The sequence below is a fragment of the Alicyclobacillus shizuokensis NBRC 103103 genome (assembly GCF_001552255.1).
Lineage (GTDB): Bacteria > Bacillota > Bacilli > Alicyclobacillales > Alicyclobacillaceae > Alicyclobacillus_G > Alicyclobacillus_G shizuokensis.
This window is the reverse complement of record NZ_BCQV01000005.1, coordinates 66,007-80,914: the sequence shown is the minus strand read 5'-3', so window position 1 is coordinate 80,914 and position 14,908 is coordinate 66,007. Positions and strand designations below refer to the sequence as shown.

Annotated in this window: 15 protein-coding genes; 9 read left to right on the top strand and 6 right to left on the bottom strand. The window is 62.6% G+C overall.

All coding sequences use genetic code 11. The features are described 5' to 3' along the window. Window positions 1-23: 23 nt before the first annotated feature. Window positions 24-371 (bottom strand): hypothetical protein, encoded by a 348-nt coding sequence (locus tag ASH01S_RS02875; protein WP_067923129.1) that lies wholly within the window; start codon window positions 369-371, stop codon window positions 24-26. Window positions 372-585: 214 nt separating this feature from the next. On the opposite strand from ASH01S_RS02875, the gene ASH01S_RS02870 reads away from it, so the two are divergent. The 3 genes from ASH01S_RS02870 to ASH01S_RS02860 all read left to right on the top strand — a co-directional run bounded on the left by ASH01S_RS02870 (window position 586) and on the right by ASH01S_RS02860 (window position 4,240). After that, window positions 586-2,058 carry a class I SAM-dependent methyltransferase gene (locus tag ASH01S_RS02870; RefSeq protein WP_169794171.1) on the top strand — a complete coding sequence of 491 codons (1,473 nt, stop codon included), beginning with the start codon at window positions 586-588 and terminating at the stop codon, window positions 2,056-2,058. Between the two features lie 63 nt (window positions 2,059-2,121). Then, the gene (locus ASH01S_RS02865) at window positions 2,122-3,093 is read left to right on the top strand and encodes an SDR family oxidoreductase (RefSeq protein WP_083516773.1); all 972 of its coding nucleotides are present in this window, start codon (window positions 2,122-2,124) and stop codon (window positions 3,091-3,093) included. Further along, entirely contained in the window at window positions 3,077-4,240 is a 1,164-nt protein-coding gene (locus ASH01S_RS02860) for an aminotransferase class V-fold PLP-dependent enzyme (protein ID WP_067923123.1), read from the top strand. Before ASH01S_RS02865 ends, ASH01S_RS02860 begins: the two co-directional genes overlap by 17 nt. Window positions 4,241-4,285: 45 nt before the next feature. Here ASH01S_RS02860 and ASH01S_RS18305 read toward each other — a convergent pair whose 3' ends face one another. From ASH01S_RS18305 to ASH01S_RS02845, 4 genes are all read right to left on the bottom strand, one after another. After that, window positions 4,286-4,423 carry a hypothetical protein gene (locus tag ASH01S_RS18305; protein WP_157066955.1) on the bottom strand — a complete coding sequence of 46 codons (138 nt, stop codon included), beginning with the start codon at window positions 4,421-4,423 and terminating at the stop codon, window positions 4,286-4,288. A 47-nt stretch (window positions 4,424-4,470) separates the two neighbouring features. Continuing rightward, the gene (locus tag ASH01S_RS02855; protein ID WP_067923120.1) at window positions 4,471-5,466 is read right to left on the bottom strand and encodes an SHOCT-like domain-containing protein; all 996 of its coding nucleotides are present in this window, start codon (window positions 5,464-5,466) and stop codon (window positions 4,471-4,473) included. Continuing rightward, window positions 5,459-5,839 (bottom strand): DUF2089 domain-containing protein, encoded by a 381-nt coding sequence (locus ASH01S_RS02850; protein WP_067923117.1) that lies wholly within the window; start codon window positions 5,837-5,839, stop codon window positions 5,459-5,461. The genes ASH01S_RS02855 and ASH01S_RS02850 overlap by 8 nt, the downstream gene beginning before the upstream one ends. Before the next feature lie 80 nt (window positions 5,840-5,919). Beyond that, the gene (locus ASH01S_RS02845; RefSeq protein WP_067923115.1) at window positions 5,920-7,404 is read right to left on the bottom strand and encodes an RsmF rRNA methyltransferase first C-terminal domain-containing protein; all 1,485 of its coding nucleotides are present in this window, start codon (window positions 7,402-7,404) and stop codon (window positions 5,920-5,922) included. 175 nt (window positions 7,405-7,579) lie between these two features. On the opposite strand from ASH01S_RS02845, the gene queF reads away from it, so the two are divergent. From queF to trxA, 6 genes are all read left to right on the top strand, one after another. Next, on the top strand, window positions 7,580-7,963 hold the full coding sequence (gene queF, locus ASH01S_RS02840) for a preQ(1) synthase (protein WP_067923112.1): 384 nt from the start codon (window positions 7,580-7,582) through the stop codon (window positions 7,961-7,963). Between the two features lie 226 nt (window positions 7,964-8,189). Next, the gene (locus tag ASH01S_RS02835; RefSeq protein ID WP_067923109.1) at window positions 8,190-10,169 is read left to right on the top strand and encodes a DUF8725 domain-containing protein; all 1,980 of its coding nucleotides are present in this window, start codon (window positions 8,190-8,192) and stop codon (window positions 10,167-10,169) included. Beyond that, the gene (locus ASH01S_RS02830; RefSeq protein WP_067923106.1) at window positions 10,166-11,098 is read left to right on the top strand and encodes an ABC transporter ATP-binding protein; all 933 of its coding nucleotides are present in this window, start codon (window positions 10,166-10,168) and stop codon (window positions 11,096-11,098) included. Before ASH01S_RS02835 ends, ASH01S_RS02830 begins: the two co-directional genes overlap by 4 nt. Beyond that, complete coding sequence (locus tag ASH01S_RS02825; RefSeq protein WP_067923103.1) at window positions 11,098-11,922, top strand: ABC transporter permease; 825 nt, start codon at window positions 11,098-11,100, stop codon at window positions 11,920-11,922. Before ASH01S_RS02830 ends, ASH01S_RS02825 begins: the two co-directional genes overlap by 1 nt. 104 nt (window positions 11,923-12,026) lie before the next feature. Continuing rightward, window positions 12,027-13,118 (top strand): sodium:calcium antiporter, encoded by a 1,092-nt coding sequence (locus tag ASH01S_RS02820; RefSeq protein ID WP_067923100.1) that lies wholly within the window; start codon window positions 12,027-12,029, stop codon window positions 13,116-13,118. A gap of 157 nt (window positions 13,119-13,275) precedes the next feature. After that, complete coding sequence (gene trxA / locus ASH01S_RS02815; protein WP_067923097.1) at window positions 13,276-13,590, top strand: thioredoxin; 315 nt, start codon at window positions 13,276-13,278, stop codon at window positions 13,588-13,590. A 111-nt stretch (window positions 13,591-13,701) separates the two neighbouring features. Here trxA and ASH01S_RS02810 read toward each other — a convergent pair whose 3' ends face one another. After that, a complete protein-coding gene (locus tag ASH01S_RS02810; RefSeq protein WP_067923094.1) occupies window positions 13,702-14,862 on the bottom strand; it encodes a radical SAM protein in 1,161 nt (386 codons plus the stop codon). Window positions 14,863-14,908: the final 46 nt, after the last annotated feature.

Genomic DNA, 14,908 nt, shown 5'->3' with positions numbered 1-14,908 from the left:
GATGTCGGAAACCAGATCTCGGTTCACTTTTCCCGATCCCGATGTTCGCTCGAGAGTGGGATGTCTTCGGAGAAGTACGCGGGCAGGGACGGGTCGACCCGGCGCCACGTGTTCAATTCGTTGATGCGGCTGGCATAATCGGAGATCTGCTGAAAGTGCGCGGCGATGATGTCCCAATCCTCTTCGTGGTGCACCTTTTCGAGCACCTGTTCAATGCGGTGTTCCAGTTCAATGATGCGTTCAGGGATATGGGCGCGGATTCTTTCCCACGTTACCAGTACTTCTTCTTGGACGTCGGGCGGCAGAGAGGGAAACGGCGCCGGAAAATGGGGAAGTTCAATCTGCAGGCGGTCGTCGTAGCGAAAGTACATGGCGACACCTCCCGGGCGTTTGTATAGTGTATGGCGCGGACAAAGGGTGTATGTGGCAGGAACCGGCGCTCGCAACGACCGTTTCGGCGGGTGCAGAAGGAGATGCGGGTCTGGTCTTATTCCTGGGCCGGCGCTGACAAGAAAACTACGAAGTAGCTCATAGATTATGATTCATATTATAAATGAACATCAGGAGCTTTGCGAGGGGATGCGGGTGGAGCGCGAGGAATGGGTTTTCAGCATCAAGAACATGATGGAGGCGGGAATTCTGATTGACCCGCTGTTGGTCAACACCTACTCGCAGGCGGCCTTTGGCCGCGTCTACGAGCAGGCCTCCGCTATGACCGACAGCCTGTTTCAACGTTTCACGCACTACGAACGAATGTCGCAACTGGAGGATATTCCGTTTTCCATCAATCTGGCCCGCCGTGGTTTGTTGGAGACGCTCCTGTCGACCGCGATGTCCATCATGCACGAGCAGACGGGCAATGTCATCCCCACGCCGGCGGTGCTCGTGGAAGCCCACCGCCGGGTCTCCGCGTTCCTCTCGCAGCACGGGATGGAGGAGCTCTATCGTCTGTACCATTGGGTCATCGTCCACGACATCCTGCAGCCCCTGTATTACCACCGCGAACTAGCCGAAGCGGACTTCCTCCAGGCGCGTCGTCACCACCCGTACCGGCCCGAGAGCTTGGATATGGTGTTGATTCTGGGGCTAGCCGGAGGCCTGTTTCGGGTGCGCCAGGGGGAGGGGGAACGGGTGGTCGGCATCACGCGACGCGGTTTGAAAATGTACGAGTTTATCCACCAGGTGTTCGTCGATTCGGGGTACATCGGCAAGCGGGTGATGATGTCCTACATCTATCAATTTGACCAGGCCGAAAATTTCGACGATCTATTCAACGCGGTCTTTCCGGAGACGCCACAGCAGCGGCGCGACTACATCGCCTGGTTGGGCGATTTGCGCGGCGCCCATGTGCTCGAGGTGGCGTGTGGCACAGGAGCGTTGACGTTCGACAGTGGACTGTATGAGCAGGTCGGAAGTTTGGGTATGCTGACCGCCACCGACGTGTCGCAGGGGATGCTGGAGCAAGCGGCACGCAAGTGGCGGCAGTTGGGCAGTCCGCCGCAGGTGGTGCTGCAGCAGGCGTCGGTGGAAAATTTGCCGTTTGCCGATGAGGTGTTCGATGTGTGCTGCGGCAGCTACTTCATCCACTTTGTCGACCCATCCCGGGCGCTGGCCGAGATGCGGCGCGTTGTGCGGCCGGGTGGCTGCGTTTCGATTTACCAGGGACTGCAGGTGGACCTCAATCGCCCCTTCTTCCGCGAGTGGTTTGCGCCGATGTTCGAGCTGGCCCGCCGACGCAACGCGGACCGGCCCGCCAACTACATGCCCACGGTGGATCAACTGCGCCAATGGTTTGCGGGAGCCGGGCTGCACAGTGTGGAAGTAGAGTACGTGAAGACCCCGCTTCGCTTTGAGGACCCGGAGCGGGTGGTGCAGTTTCTGGTGCGCGGCGTCAGTTACTTTCAGACCGAATTGATGGAGCTGCCGTGGGACGACCGCCGGGCGGTGATCTCTGAACTGGTGGACCGCGGCAAGGACGTTTGCCGCAAGTACCCGGTTTCGGAACGCATCATCGAATTTCCTGGCGTGTGGCTTCGAGCCATCCGACCTCAACGGTAAGACGCGCTGTGGTACCCTGCATCTCCCGCGTTCATGGTATCATGGTGCCAAAGGAGGACGGGTATGCAGCGGCGAGTGGCTTTTGTCAGCGCTGGCGCCAGCGGAGTGGGATTTGCGATTGTGCGGACGATGTTGGAGGCCGGTTATGATGTCGGCTTCACGTACCGCCACAGTCGGGCGGAGGCGGATGGCTTGCTGCGCCTGGCCGAATCGTTGGGCGTGCGCGCGGCGGCGGTGCAGGCCGACTTGCTCGATCAAGGGCAGGTGGAACATGCGGTCCGTCGTTGCCTGAGTGTTTTTGGCCGCATCGACGCGTTGGTACATAACTTTGGTCCGTTTGTGTTTGAACGGGTTCCGTTGGCCGACTATTCAGATGAGATGTGGCGTCGGATGCTCGACGGCAACCTGAGCGCCCTCCTGTGGATGTACAGGCTGGTCATAGACGGCATGCGCAAGCGGGCGTTTGGCCGTATCATCACGATAGGGTTTGACGGTGCCGGCCGAGCCGCGGGCTGGCGGTACCGGGCGGCGTACGCGGCCGCCAAGGCCGGCTTGGCATCGCTCACCCGGAGCATTGCCCGCGAGGAGCGGCAGAGCGGAATCACCGCCAACATGGTCTGTCCAGGGGATGTGCGGGGCCCGTGGAAGACCCGGTTGGTCCACGAGGCTTGGGACCCGCACAATCCACTGGTGCGCGCGCCGGTTGGTGGTGACATCGCCCGTGTCGTATTGTTCCTGTGCCAGGAGGAGAGCCAGTACGTGAGCGGTACGGTCACCGAGGTCACCGGCGGTTACGACATTCTCGCCTATGACGATGGACAGGACGTCGTGGAGGAGAAGCGTCGGTTCTCGGTCGGTGAAGAAGTCTGGGTCTACCCATGGAAGACCCTGGCGGTGGTGGAGTCCGTGCACAAAGTGCAAAACCGCTACGCGGTATACACCGTGCGCACGGGAGAGCGGCAAGGGAACTTCACCGCTTTTCAACTCGGCGGCCGCGAGGAAATGGAGGACGGCATGCATGGCACACGTGGATAATTTGCGCCGACACTTTCCCGTGCTCAGGCGCGTGGTGTACCTGAACACAGGCAGAGCCGGCGCCCTGCCGGACGAAACGGTGCAGGCGATAAGCGAGGCCTTGGCGGCGCAACTGCACGAAGGCCGGCGCGGCGATAGCTATTGGCAGACGCTGACACAGATGCGCGAACTGGTACGCGATGAACTGGCCCATCTGTTTCACGTGCCAGAGACAGCGTTTGTGTTGACCAACAGCACCACCGAGGGCATTCACCTGGCGCTCTGGGGCATCCCGCTGGAACCAGGCGATGAAATTCTCACCACGAACGTCGAGCACCCCGAAGTGGGTCTTCCGGTGGCGACGCAGAGGCAGCGGCGTGGCGTTCGAATCCGGGTGCTTGACGGCGCTCTGCCGAAGGATGAGCTGTGCCGTCAGTTGGAACAACGGCTGACTCCACGGACCCGCGTGTTGGTGTGCTCGCATGTCTCCTACGCGACCGGGCACCGCTTGCCGCTGGAGGCGCTGGTTGAGGTGGCACACCGCTACGGATTGTGGGTGGTCGTGGACGGTTCGCAGGGCGCGGGAGCCGAGCCGTTGGACCTGGGCAGCCTTGGCGTCGATCTGTACGCCTTTCCCGGTCACAGGTGGCTGTGCGGCCCGCAGGGCACAGGAGCGCTGTATGTGCGGGCGGATCGGCTGGAGGAGCTGGAGGCCACCCTGCTCGGACCGGCGGCCGTGCGCGAGCCGGCGGCTTGGACGCCGGATGGACACTATCTCCCCGCCGCCTCGGCCCGCCGCTTTGAGCACACGGAAGGGGAGGTCTCGGCCTGGCTCGGCTGGTGGCACAGCTTGCGCTTCCTGCGCGTGACGGCCGGCTGGGAATACGTGTTCAGCCGCACGCATGGGCTGTCCGGAATGCTGATGGATAAGCTGTTGGACCTACCTGGTGTCACCCTGGCCACCCCGCGCGACCAGCGCGCAGGCCTGGTGCACTTCGCCCTGGAAGGGGTGGGTCCGGATGTCATCCTGCGCGAGGCGCGATTGCGCGATATCGACATCCAGACCATCCCGGAGCGGGGGCTGGTGCGCGTGTCGACCGCGTTTTACAACACGGAGGACGACATCCTCCGATTGGTGCAGGCACTCTCCGACCTGCGCCGCGGTTGACTCTGGGGGCACAGTTCCCCCGAGCTCTGTGCGGCGGCTGCCGCCTCACTCCTCCCGCGGCGGCTTGGGGGTTGGACGCTCCCGGGCAGAATCCAGCGCCTTGCGCAGGCCGCGCGAGAGCGTCCACATCAACAACAGAGCCAAGACCAGGCATCCGGTGTCGTACCAAACAGGGTGCGTCATGGCGGTGCTTCCTCCTCAGACAACGGACCGACCTGCCGCCGTTTCGCTTAGGCGTGAATACGGACCGATCCGCTCCGGCTTTCGCAATACACGCGCGCCCCGTCGCTGGCCGATTCGCCGATTTCGAAGCGGGTTTCGGCCTGCCGCGCCGGTTCAGCCGCGTCCAGGCCCGCCACCTGGGCGCGCGCGCCGGTCACTTCCACTTTGCCGAGGCCGCTGCGGGCGATGCCGGAGGCGTGCGTGTCGGCCGGGATGCCGTCTACCACAATGGTGCCGTTGTCGGTGCGCGCGTATACACTGCGGGTTGTCGGCCTGAGGCTGTCGTGCACGTCGAGACTGCCGTTGTGCGCCTCTACGCGCAGCCGCTGCACTTGGCAGTGAAGGACGCGTACGCCCCCGTTCTCGGTCCGCATCTGCAACTCCTCGGCGCTCACGCCGTCTGCGTGCAAGGGACCGTTTTTCGATGTTAGGCTGAGCTTGCGCATGCCGGCCGGCACCGAGATCTCGATGTGCGCGCCAATCACTCCCTCCTTGCTGTCGTTCACCACCGTCAACAGGTACGAGTCCTCGTTTTTCTGCGCTTGCAGTGCCTGTTCCAGCGCCTGCCGGGCTTCGCCGAGGTCACTGGCCCGAACCTGGCCGCGTACGTGAATGCGGATGACAGACTGTTCCCAACTGACCACCTGAATTTCACCGTACTTGGTCTCGATGTACAGGTCTTGAATCGCTGCCGGCAGTTCCACGTCGGTACTGACGGCCAAGGTCGGCCCTTGTCCAAAGTTGAAGCTGAAGCTGCGGTTGAGGTGGCGCATCTCCTGCTCCAGGTTGCGGCGAGCCTCGGCCAGCGACTGACCTAACAGCGAGGAAAGCTGGTTGCCCCATTGGTTGCGCAGCTGTCTCCACTCGCTGAGCGACCTTAGGTCAATGGAGCGTCCGCGGGGTGACGCGAGTTTTTCGTCGAGCGCCGCCAGCAGCTGCTCCCCCTGTTCGGCGGTCAACTTGCCCTCTTGAACCAACTCTAAAATCTTGCGGCGTTCATTCACGCGTATTCTCCTCCCGAATCCAATCCATCGCTTGTTCAAATGTGAGTTCACCCTTGTCCAACGCATTGAGCACCTGCTCCATCCGCTCATCCTCGGGTCCCTGGGTGACCGGGTAGCCCAGCGTGCGGATAACCTGGTTCAGTCGTGAGCGGACGGTGGGATACGAGATCTTGAGGTCCCGCTCCACTTCCTTGATATTGCCGCGGCAGCGCAGGAACGTCTCGACAAACTGCATCTGTTCTGCGCTCAGCCGCAACAGGGCGGGAGCGGGGAAGTGCCCCTGAACCCGCGTGTCACAAGCGGGACACGTGAGTTCGCTGATCTCCATCACTTCGCTGCAGGACGGACACTGCACTGGCAGCGTGCGGCTCATGGGAGAACACCGCCTTTTATAATGTTAAAGTATTATATCCATATTATTAAACAATGACTTATACATATGCAATACCCGATTTACGTTTTTTCGCCACGGAGCGGTAGCAGGTCGGTGCGCCTGAGCCCCTTAGGATAAAGGTTGTTGGTGCGCCCGCTGATCCCATTCCCCCACCCAAGCGGCCAGCCGGCGAGGTGTACCAGCGTCCGCCCGCGCTGGCCCAGGTCGGGCAGCGGGGCACCCGAGAGATACTGCACGGCCAATTCTTCGTCCAGGGGCGCTGTCTGTTTGGCCAGGTGTGGGGGAATGGCCATCGCCAGCGCGTGCTGGGGCTCCAACCGTCCGCGTTCTTGACTGGCCAGCCACAACCCCGGGCGGTGGATGCGGATACGGGCCTGCTCAAGCCGAACCAGCAGCTCTGTGTCGGGTGCTGCGTACGCGTGCGGACCGCGCCACAGGGGCTCGTGCCAGGGCGCCGGAACCTGGCCCGCATCAATCCATTCGGCAAAAGCCCGCCGCCACTCGGCCAGGTTTGCGGACGGCGAGGAGTGTCGCCGTGCGGCTCGCCACTCGCTGCGTCGTACAGGCCTGTCTCCCGCCCCATCGGGGAGCTCTTGCAGCAACCGAAAACGTGCCACAAAGTGACCTTCACCGACGCCTTTATGGGGCCAAAGACGGCGCGTGTGGGCGATATCGGCGGCGAAGCGGCGCGTCAGGTCAGGGTCTCCCACCCATGCAGGTCGTCCCGGCTCCCAGCCGGGCCAAAGCGGGATGGCTTCCAGGATAACCGGAAAGGAATCCAGCGCCCAGGCTACGATTTGTTCGTTCTCCAATGGATTGAATGTGCAGGTGGAATAGACCAACCTGCCGCCTGGGCGCAGCATGGACAACGCGCAGGCGAGGATCTCCCGCTGCCGCCGCGCGCACGATGCGGGCGAACTCGCCTGCCACTGCCTTCGGGCCTCTGGGTCTTTGCGGAACATCCCTTCTCCTGAACAGGGGGCGTCCACCAGGATGGCGTCAAACCGGACGCCAACAGCCGCGGCCAGCTGGTGAGGGAGTGCCTGGGTGACGATCGCCGGGGCGCCTGCGCGTTCCAGGTTCTCGACCAAGGTGCGCACGCGGATGGGGTGTGGTTCGTTGGCCACCAAGACTCCTTGCCCGCCCAGCCGTCGGGCGATGTCGGTCGCTTTGCCGCCCGGGGCGGCGCACAGGTCAAGCACGTGCTCCCCCGGCCTGGGATCAAGCGCTGGTACAACCGCCATGGCGGACGGCTCCTGAATGTAACAGGCACCACTCATCACCCAGGGGCTGGATCCCAGCCTGGAGCCGGGGGGCAAGAGGAAGGCGTCATCCCGCCATGGCACTGGTATCGCGTGGGTGGGCTGAGGGACCGTTTCAGGGTTGGATCCCCGGGGTGGAGCCAGGCCGGCGGCCTGTCCGGCATGGTGCGCTGCGCGCACTGCCCGCACGGGGGGCTGCCGGAGGGCTGCGCAAAAATCCAGCCATTCCTGTCCCAACAACGGCTTCATGAGATGTTCAAAATCTGTGGGTAACCAATCCACATCTGTTCATCCTTCGCTCGTGATGTGTTCCCTTTCCGGCATCAAACGTAGCATGATCCCAACTTATCACGCACGCCAATGTCCGCGCACGCGCATCGGCGGCCGCAGTGTTTGCCACACCCCCTTTGCCCGGGGTATAGTGGTGCGGAACAGACAAGAAACGGAGGTGAGCGCGATGGCCACCCGCCCTTCGCGTGAATTGATTGTTGTACCCAATCCACATCCGGATCGCGTATACGACGTGACCATGGAGACGGCTGAGTTCACCACGTTGTGTCCAATGACGGGACAGCCGGATTTTGCCACCATTCGCATCCACTATCAGCCGGGCCCACACCTGGTCGAGTTGAAGTCTCTCAAGCTGTACCTGTGGAGTTTCCGAAACGAAGGGCATTATCACGAAGATGTGACCAACATCATCCTGAACGACTTTGTGGCGGCGGCGAAACCGCGCTTCGCCGAGGTGACAGCCGACTTCACCATCCGCGGCGGCATTCACACCGTGGTGCATGTCAAGTGGCATCCCGAGGAGGCTTCGGCTGGCGGGCAAACGACTTGATCCGGGATGGTCTTCTCCGAATCCAATCGATACGCGATGACGGGACGGGTGCCGACCCGGGGGGCATCGCGCCCTTGTCTTCCTCTTTTGCCCTCGCTTACACAGCTCCAAGCCCTGTAGACGGGCGGCCACTCTCTCACTGGCAGGCAGGAACTTGCGTCCTTGCCAGCGAATATGAGAAGGTTGGAGCAGCAGACATGCCATCATTCTGGAGAGGACGGTTGACGTGCGTGCGTTCAGATGGCTCTGCCGATGGACAGTCGCGGGCTTATTGAGCGCAGTGGCGGCTTTCGCCGTGGCTGTGTGCGTCCCGGTCAGAGTGGAGGCGGCCACGCTGCAAATGAGTGCGGTGGTGGGGCTGAACGGCTATTATTCCAAGGACTGGCCTGTGCCGGTTGTGCTCCACATTGTCAATCGCGGGAACTCGTCCACGGCCCACCTGCGTGTCGTTGTGCACCAGTCGTTGGCGAGCGACCGCGTCATGGACGGTCAGTTGGTCTGGAGCGTGCATCTGCCGGCGCACCAATCGGTGGACAAGCGGATCGTGGTTCCCGGGCAGGCTATCGCGGACGGGGCCCAGGTTGTGTGCGAGGCGGGCGGCAGCAGTGTGTCCACCTCGCTCGGGGGCAACCCATTGGGCCGCGTCTCTTTGGTGGCGGTGGTCTCGGGTCGGGCGCAGGCAGCTCAGTTTTTGACCGGCAGTTCGAATGGACGCAATGGACAGCCGGTGCTCCCGGTGCGTGTGACGCCGCGAGCTTTGCCGGATTTTCCGTATCTGCTGGAGGACCTGACGGCCGTTTCACTGAGTCCGAGTACCTTGTCTGAGTTGACCCGCCAGCAGCGCTCGGCCCTGTCGATGTGGGTGAAACTCGGTGGCCTCCTGTTGGTCACTGGGGTGGGCAAGGTGGACGCCACCTGGCAGGAGCAACTACCGTTGCGCCCTTCATCCAGCCATCGGGTCTCTTTGGCATCGCTGGCGTCGGTCATTCAAGGCAGTGTTCCTCCGCCATCGGGCAAGGTCGACGCCGAGGGCCGGATTGCCGGAGATGATGTTCAGGTGTGGGCGGGCACGCGGGAGCAGCCGCTCATCGCCGCGCGTACCGTCGGACGCGGCGTAGTCGTCCAGACCGCCTTTTCTCCGCTGCAGCCCTCCGTCATCGGATGGTCGTCGGGCAACGCGGCGCTGTGGACCTGGGTCCTTAAGAACGGCAGCGCCCAGAGCCAACAGGCCTTGCCTCCGCTGACCGGATCGGGCGGGGCGCTGAACCTGGCGACGGCCAGCGATGCGCTGCCGCCGCTGCGGGTCCCATCCCTGCGCATCTGGGGCTCCCTGTTCGCGGTCTATGCGCTGGTGATAGGCCCGATTCTGTTCTTCGTGCTGCGCCGGCGCAAACGCGAGAGTTGGGCGTGGGTGGTGTTGCCGTTGCTCAGTGTGGTGACAACGGTCGGGATCTACGGCTTTGGCATCGCCCAACGCCCAAACGGCGTGCTGACGGAAGGGGTTGGCGTATTGGAGTTGGTCGGCAACGGCAGCGCCGAGGCGTACGGGATGCGCGGTTTTATGTCGCCGTTGGTGACCAGCGCCAGGGTGACGACGGAGAACGCGTTCTATGGGCTGCCGTTGGCAGAGACCAACGTGCGCGCGCTGGGCGAGGCGTACGTGGCCGAGGACGGAGGCGTGAGCGCCCGGTTTGACTCGGTCGGCCGATGGGGCGTGCGTTATGTGTACACCATCGGGGCGGTTCATGGACAGGGGCAGCTAAACGCCAGTTTGGACGCGTCCCTGGGCACGATAAGCGGGATGGTAAGTAACGAGACCCCCTACACTCTCGAGGATGTGGCGGTCATCTGGAACCATCATCTCTACGAGTTGGGGACTTTGCGCCAGGGGCAATCGGTCGTGTTGGACGACCGGACAAAGGAATTGTCCCTTGACGGCAACTGGGTGACCACGTACGGTCGCTACAACGCGGATATCACGCACGGCGTGGGCCGCTCCTTGGCGCAGGTATTGGCCGCCAACGGCAGGGCGGACCCGAGTTCGTCCGGGCAGGCGATGCTGGTGGCCACCTGCACCTCGGATACAACGGCGATTCCCGAGTTGCACACGCTGCAAAACGTCGCGTCGGAACAACGGCTGACCGTGGTACGCCAGTTCCAGCCTGTCACGCCTGTGTTCACATCCGACAGGATGATGCGGTCATGATTCAGACTCAGAATTTGGTCAAGCGTTACGGCCGCGAGGTTGCCGTGAATCAACTCAACCTGACCGTGCGCCAAGGCACTGTGTTCGGCATCGTGGGTGAGAACGGTGCCGGCAAGACAACCACCCTGTCGATGCTGGCCACGCTCACCGTGCCCACCTCCGGCCAGGCGTTCATCGCCGGTTACGAGGTGACCCATCAGCCGCACGAGGTGCGGCGGGCCATCGGCTACATGCCAGACTCGTTCGGGGTCTATGACGAGCTCACCGTGATGGAGTATCTGCGTTTTTACGCGGACTGTTACGGCGTTGATCGGAGGACGGCGGAGAGAAGAGCCAAGGAGCTGTTGGACTGGGTGGACCTTGGCGCCAAGCGGCACAGCTACGTCAATGCTCTCTCCCGCGGGATGCAGCAGCGGCTGGAGATTGCCCGCTGCCTCATGCACAACCCGGAGGTGCTCATCCTTGACGAACCCTCTTCGGGGTTGGATCCCAGGTCCCGGCTGGAGATGCGGGCGGTGCTGCAGCGGCTGCGGTCGCTGGGCAAAACCATCCTCGTCAGTTCGCACATCCTGCACGAACTCGGATCGGTGGCCGACGAGATTGGCATCATGCGCGGCGGAGAGCTATCGGCCATCGCTTCGGTCAACGTCATGCTGGCCCACTCGGACGCGTTCCGCACCCTCTGGATCAGCGGGGAGGGGCCACGTGAAGCCTGGGAGGCAGCCTTCGCGGACGATCCGCACGTGCTCAACGTCGTGGACAAGAGTCCGGCGGTCGAGGTCCTGTACGCTGGCACGGTCGAACAGCAGGCGCAGTTGATGAAGTCGTTGATGGACAGAGGGGTGGTCCTGTATCAATTTGCGGAGCGGCCCACCGACATTGAGGAGCTTTTCCTGCGCCTGACCGACCAAGGGGGGGAGGCGGACTGATGCGAGCTAATCCGTTGTTGTACAAGGAGTTTCGGCAGCGGATGCGGGCGCGCCGGACACCCCTGGTGGTGGCCGGGTACTTTGTCTCCATGGCGGCGCTGACCTTTTTTCTGCTGTACGAAAACGTGCAGGGCCAGTTGGTACTGGTGCTGCCAGCGCGCAGCGAACAGGTATTCCTGTTGATGAGCCTGTTGCAGATGACGGTGGTGGCGTTTCTCACGCCCGCCTTCGCCGCCGGCGCCATCAGCGGTGAGCGTGAGCGACGGACGCTGGTCGTGCTCTTGACGACGCCGTTGTCGCCGTTTGGCATTCTCGTGGGTAAGGTGCTCTCCTCCAGCGCCCTGCTGGCCCTGCTACTAGTGGTCTCGTTGCCCCTGTACAGCCTTGTCTTTCTGTTCGGCGGCGCGGTTCCGCAAGAGGTGCTGGCGGTGTTTGGGTTTCAGGTGCTCAACATCGTCCTGATTGCGGCGCTCAGTGTGCTGTGGTCCACCATTGCGCTCAGGTCCGGCTGGAGCACCGTGCTCAGTTATGCCACGGTCGGCTTCATGGTCATTTTCAGCGGCGTCGTCGGCTATGGCCTGCGTCTGTTGGCGCAAAGCCCGATGGAGTTTTTTGCACTGCGCTGGTCCAACGACCTGTTGGCGCTCAATCCGCTGTGGATGGAGGCGTCGCTGGCCGGCGTGGTCAACGTAAGCCGGCACGCTTGGGTGCTGTTTCTCGGCTTTTACGCCGCCCTGGTGGCGGTGCTCGCGGTACCGGCGGTGTTTCGTTTACGGCCGCAGCTGTGGCGGTTGCTTCCAGGGGATGAACGTAACTACCAGTGAACGGGCGCGAGGCGTCCAGCCCAGCCGTTTCGTGCCCCTTGTCATATCCCGTCTGCCCCGGGCGTACAGTTTAGAGACGGACATGCCTGGCAGGGGGGATGGGCGTGCGTGTGGGTGTGAGCATCATGCTGTCCCTGGCGATGATCTTGTTCGGGGCCGAGCTGTTCACAAACGCCGTCGAGTGGCTGGGACGTCGGCTCGGGCTCGGCCAGGGGGCGGTGGGCAGCGTCCTGGCTGCCTTGGGCACGGCGCTGCCAGAGACCGCCGTGCCCATCACAGCCATCACCTTTGGCGGTGGGACCCGTGAAGCGCAGGATGTCGGTATCGGCGGTATCCTTGGCGCGCCGTTTCTTTTGGCCACGCTTGGTTCCTTTATCATGGCGGTGGCCGTGCTTTTCGTGCGTCGCCGCAGCCTCCCCAGTTTGCAGGTGGAACCGGCCTCGTTTCAGCGCGATATGACCTTTTTTTTGATCGCATATTCCCTCGCCATTCTGTTCGGATGCGTTCATACGGAGTATCTCAAACGAGTGGTGCCCTGGGTGCTCATCGCCATGTATGCGTCCTTTCTCTGGCTGACGCTGCGCGACCGCAACCAGGATGCAGGGGCCGGTCCGATTCACCCTCTGTATTTCCAGGGCAAGCCGGATGCGCCCAGGTTGTCGGCTGTCTTCCTGCAGTTGATGCTCTCGCTGGCCCTGATTGTGGGCGGCGCCCACCTGCTCAGCGGTGGCGTGGAGCAGATTGCCAAATGGTTGAATATTCCTGCCTTCGTCCTCTCCGCCCTCCTGATACCGCTCGCCACTGAACTGCCGGAGACGCTCAACAGCGTGGTATGGATACATCAAGGGAAGGACGCGCTGGCGGCTGGAAATATTACTGGTGCCATGGTATTTCAGAGCACGCTGGTGCCGGCCATCGGCATCCTGTTGACGCCCTGGCGCCTGAACATGGAGGCGCTGTTGACCGGGGGGCTGACGCTGGCTGCGGCCTCGTTCGTGTTCGGGATGTTTCTCCTGCGCCAGACGCTGTCGCCGAGCGTCCTTTTGTGCGCCTCGTTGCTGTACTGGGTGCTGCCCCTGCAGGCGCTGGCGCTGCGCTATGATGCGCACGTCGTCTACTGGGCGGGGGGCGCCTTGGCCGGGGTGATGATGCTGTTGGCGTTGGCCATGAGTGCGCGTTACCGCAGTCAGCCCTAGCCCGGGCCTATGCGCGTGCCGGCTCTTCAAGCGGGGGACCACAGTGTGGTACAATAATTTGCGCGTGAACACGCGCATGCTAAACATCGAGCGGGCGCCCTGACCCAGCGGCGGATGCGGCGGGTTAGGGCGCAGCGGTTGAGTGGAGGGTGAGAACATGCCGGAAGTTGTGACGGATGCGACCTTCGCTTCCTTCATTCAGTCGGATCAACCGGTGCTGGTCGATTTCTGGGCAACTTGGTGCGGCCCGTGCAAGATGCTCGCACCGGTGATAGAGGATGTTGCCAACGAGTACGCCGACAAACTCAAGGTCGGCAAACTGGATGTCGATGAGAACCCTGAGACCACACAGAAGTTCGGCATCATGAGCGTGCCCACCGTGCTCGTCTTCAAGAATGGCCAAGTGGTCAAGCAGTTGATTGGCTATCGGCCGAAGAGTGACATGGTGGCGCAGCTGGCGGACGTCCTCTGAGTCCAGAGCGCATGCAGCAGCGAGGCGGCGGGCCCACATGCCCGCCGCGCGTCTGTACAAAGGCCATATCCGTCGCGGCGGCTCGTCGCGTGTGACCGGCTGCCTGTCCGGTTAGGCGTACAAGTGCTCCCGAATGGAATACAGCGTAACCTTCGCCGGCAACGAGGCGAGCGCCCGTCTCCAGCGCGCCAGCTCCTCTTCCATCTGTTCGTCCAAGAATGCGCTCAGCGCGTGGGCGCGCGCCTGCTCGTCGTAGTCCGTGTCATGCGGATCGACGAATGGGGACAGGTACACCAGGTCCCCCGGCGTAAAATGGATGCCGTTCAGCGCTTGCCGGGTCGCCGCCAGGTGCTCACGGGCAAATTTCGGCCCGCCGACTCCGACCATCAAGATGACGCCAATCCGGTAACCCGCCTCTTTCAACCGGTTTATCGCAGCCACGGCTTCTTCCGCTGTCCCCGGTTTGCGAAGAAAGGCGCGCAATCTGTTTGATCCCGTTTCCAAACCGGTGTAGACAGTCCGCAGTCCCTGTTCATATATCCGACGCAGGTCCTCCGGCGTCTTGTGCTCCAGCGTGAACGTGTCCATGAACGTGTAGAAATCTTCACTGACCGATGACCCCAACTGTTCGCGCACCAGTTCCATCATGGACAGCAGTTTGTCCGTAGGCACCACGAACGCGTTTCCGTCCCCAAGGAACACGCCGCTGCGGTCGGCGATGCGCGGACCCATGAAGCGCTGGAGGCGGTCGAGGTGGATCTGCAACTCATCCTTGGACTTGATGTGAAACCGTCGGTCCCGGTAAAAATCGCAGAACAGACACCGGTTGTACGAGCAGCCATGCGTGATTTGGACGACGAGCGCATGGTATTGGTCCGGAGGCAGGATGTTGATAGGCAGGTATACCTGTCGAAACGCGTGTGCGTCGGCAGCCAGCGCCTCGGGTGTCCACCGTTCAAGCAGCGGTTTCCACTCGGCAGCCTGCTCGGCAGGAAGGGAGCCCAACGACGCACGGGCCAACGCGTATGCCCTGCGGTAGAAGGCGGCCTTTTCCACCGGATCCAGGGTGCGGTATGTACGACCGATGATGCCTCCCTCGGCCGGCAAGCGCACCTGTATAACGCGGTCGTCCAAACCACGGCGCACTGTCTCGTGCGCGCGTACACCGAACAGAAACCTCCCGGTGCGGTCAAAATGGTATCGCCAATCTCCCGCCTGAATGACCATCCGATGCGCGCGCACGTTCGCCGTCGTTGTGACAGAGTGCTTCACCGCGTCACACCCCCGTTTCCTTCTTGCCCGACTTGATCATACACTG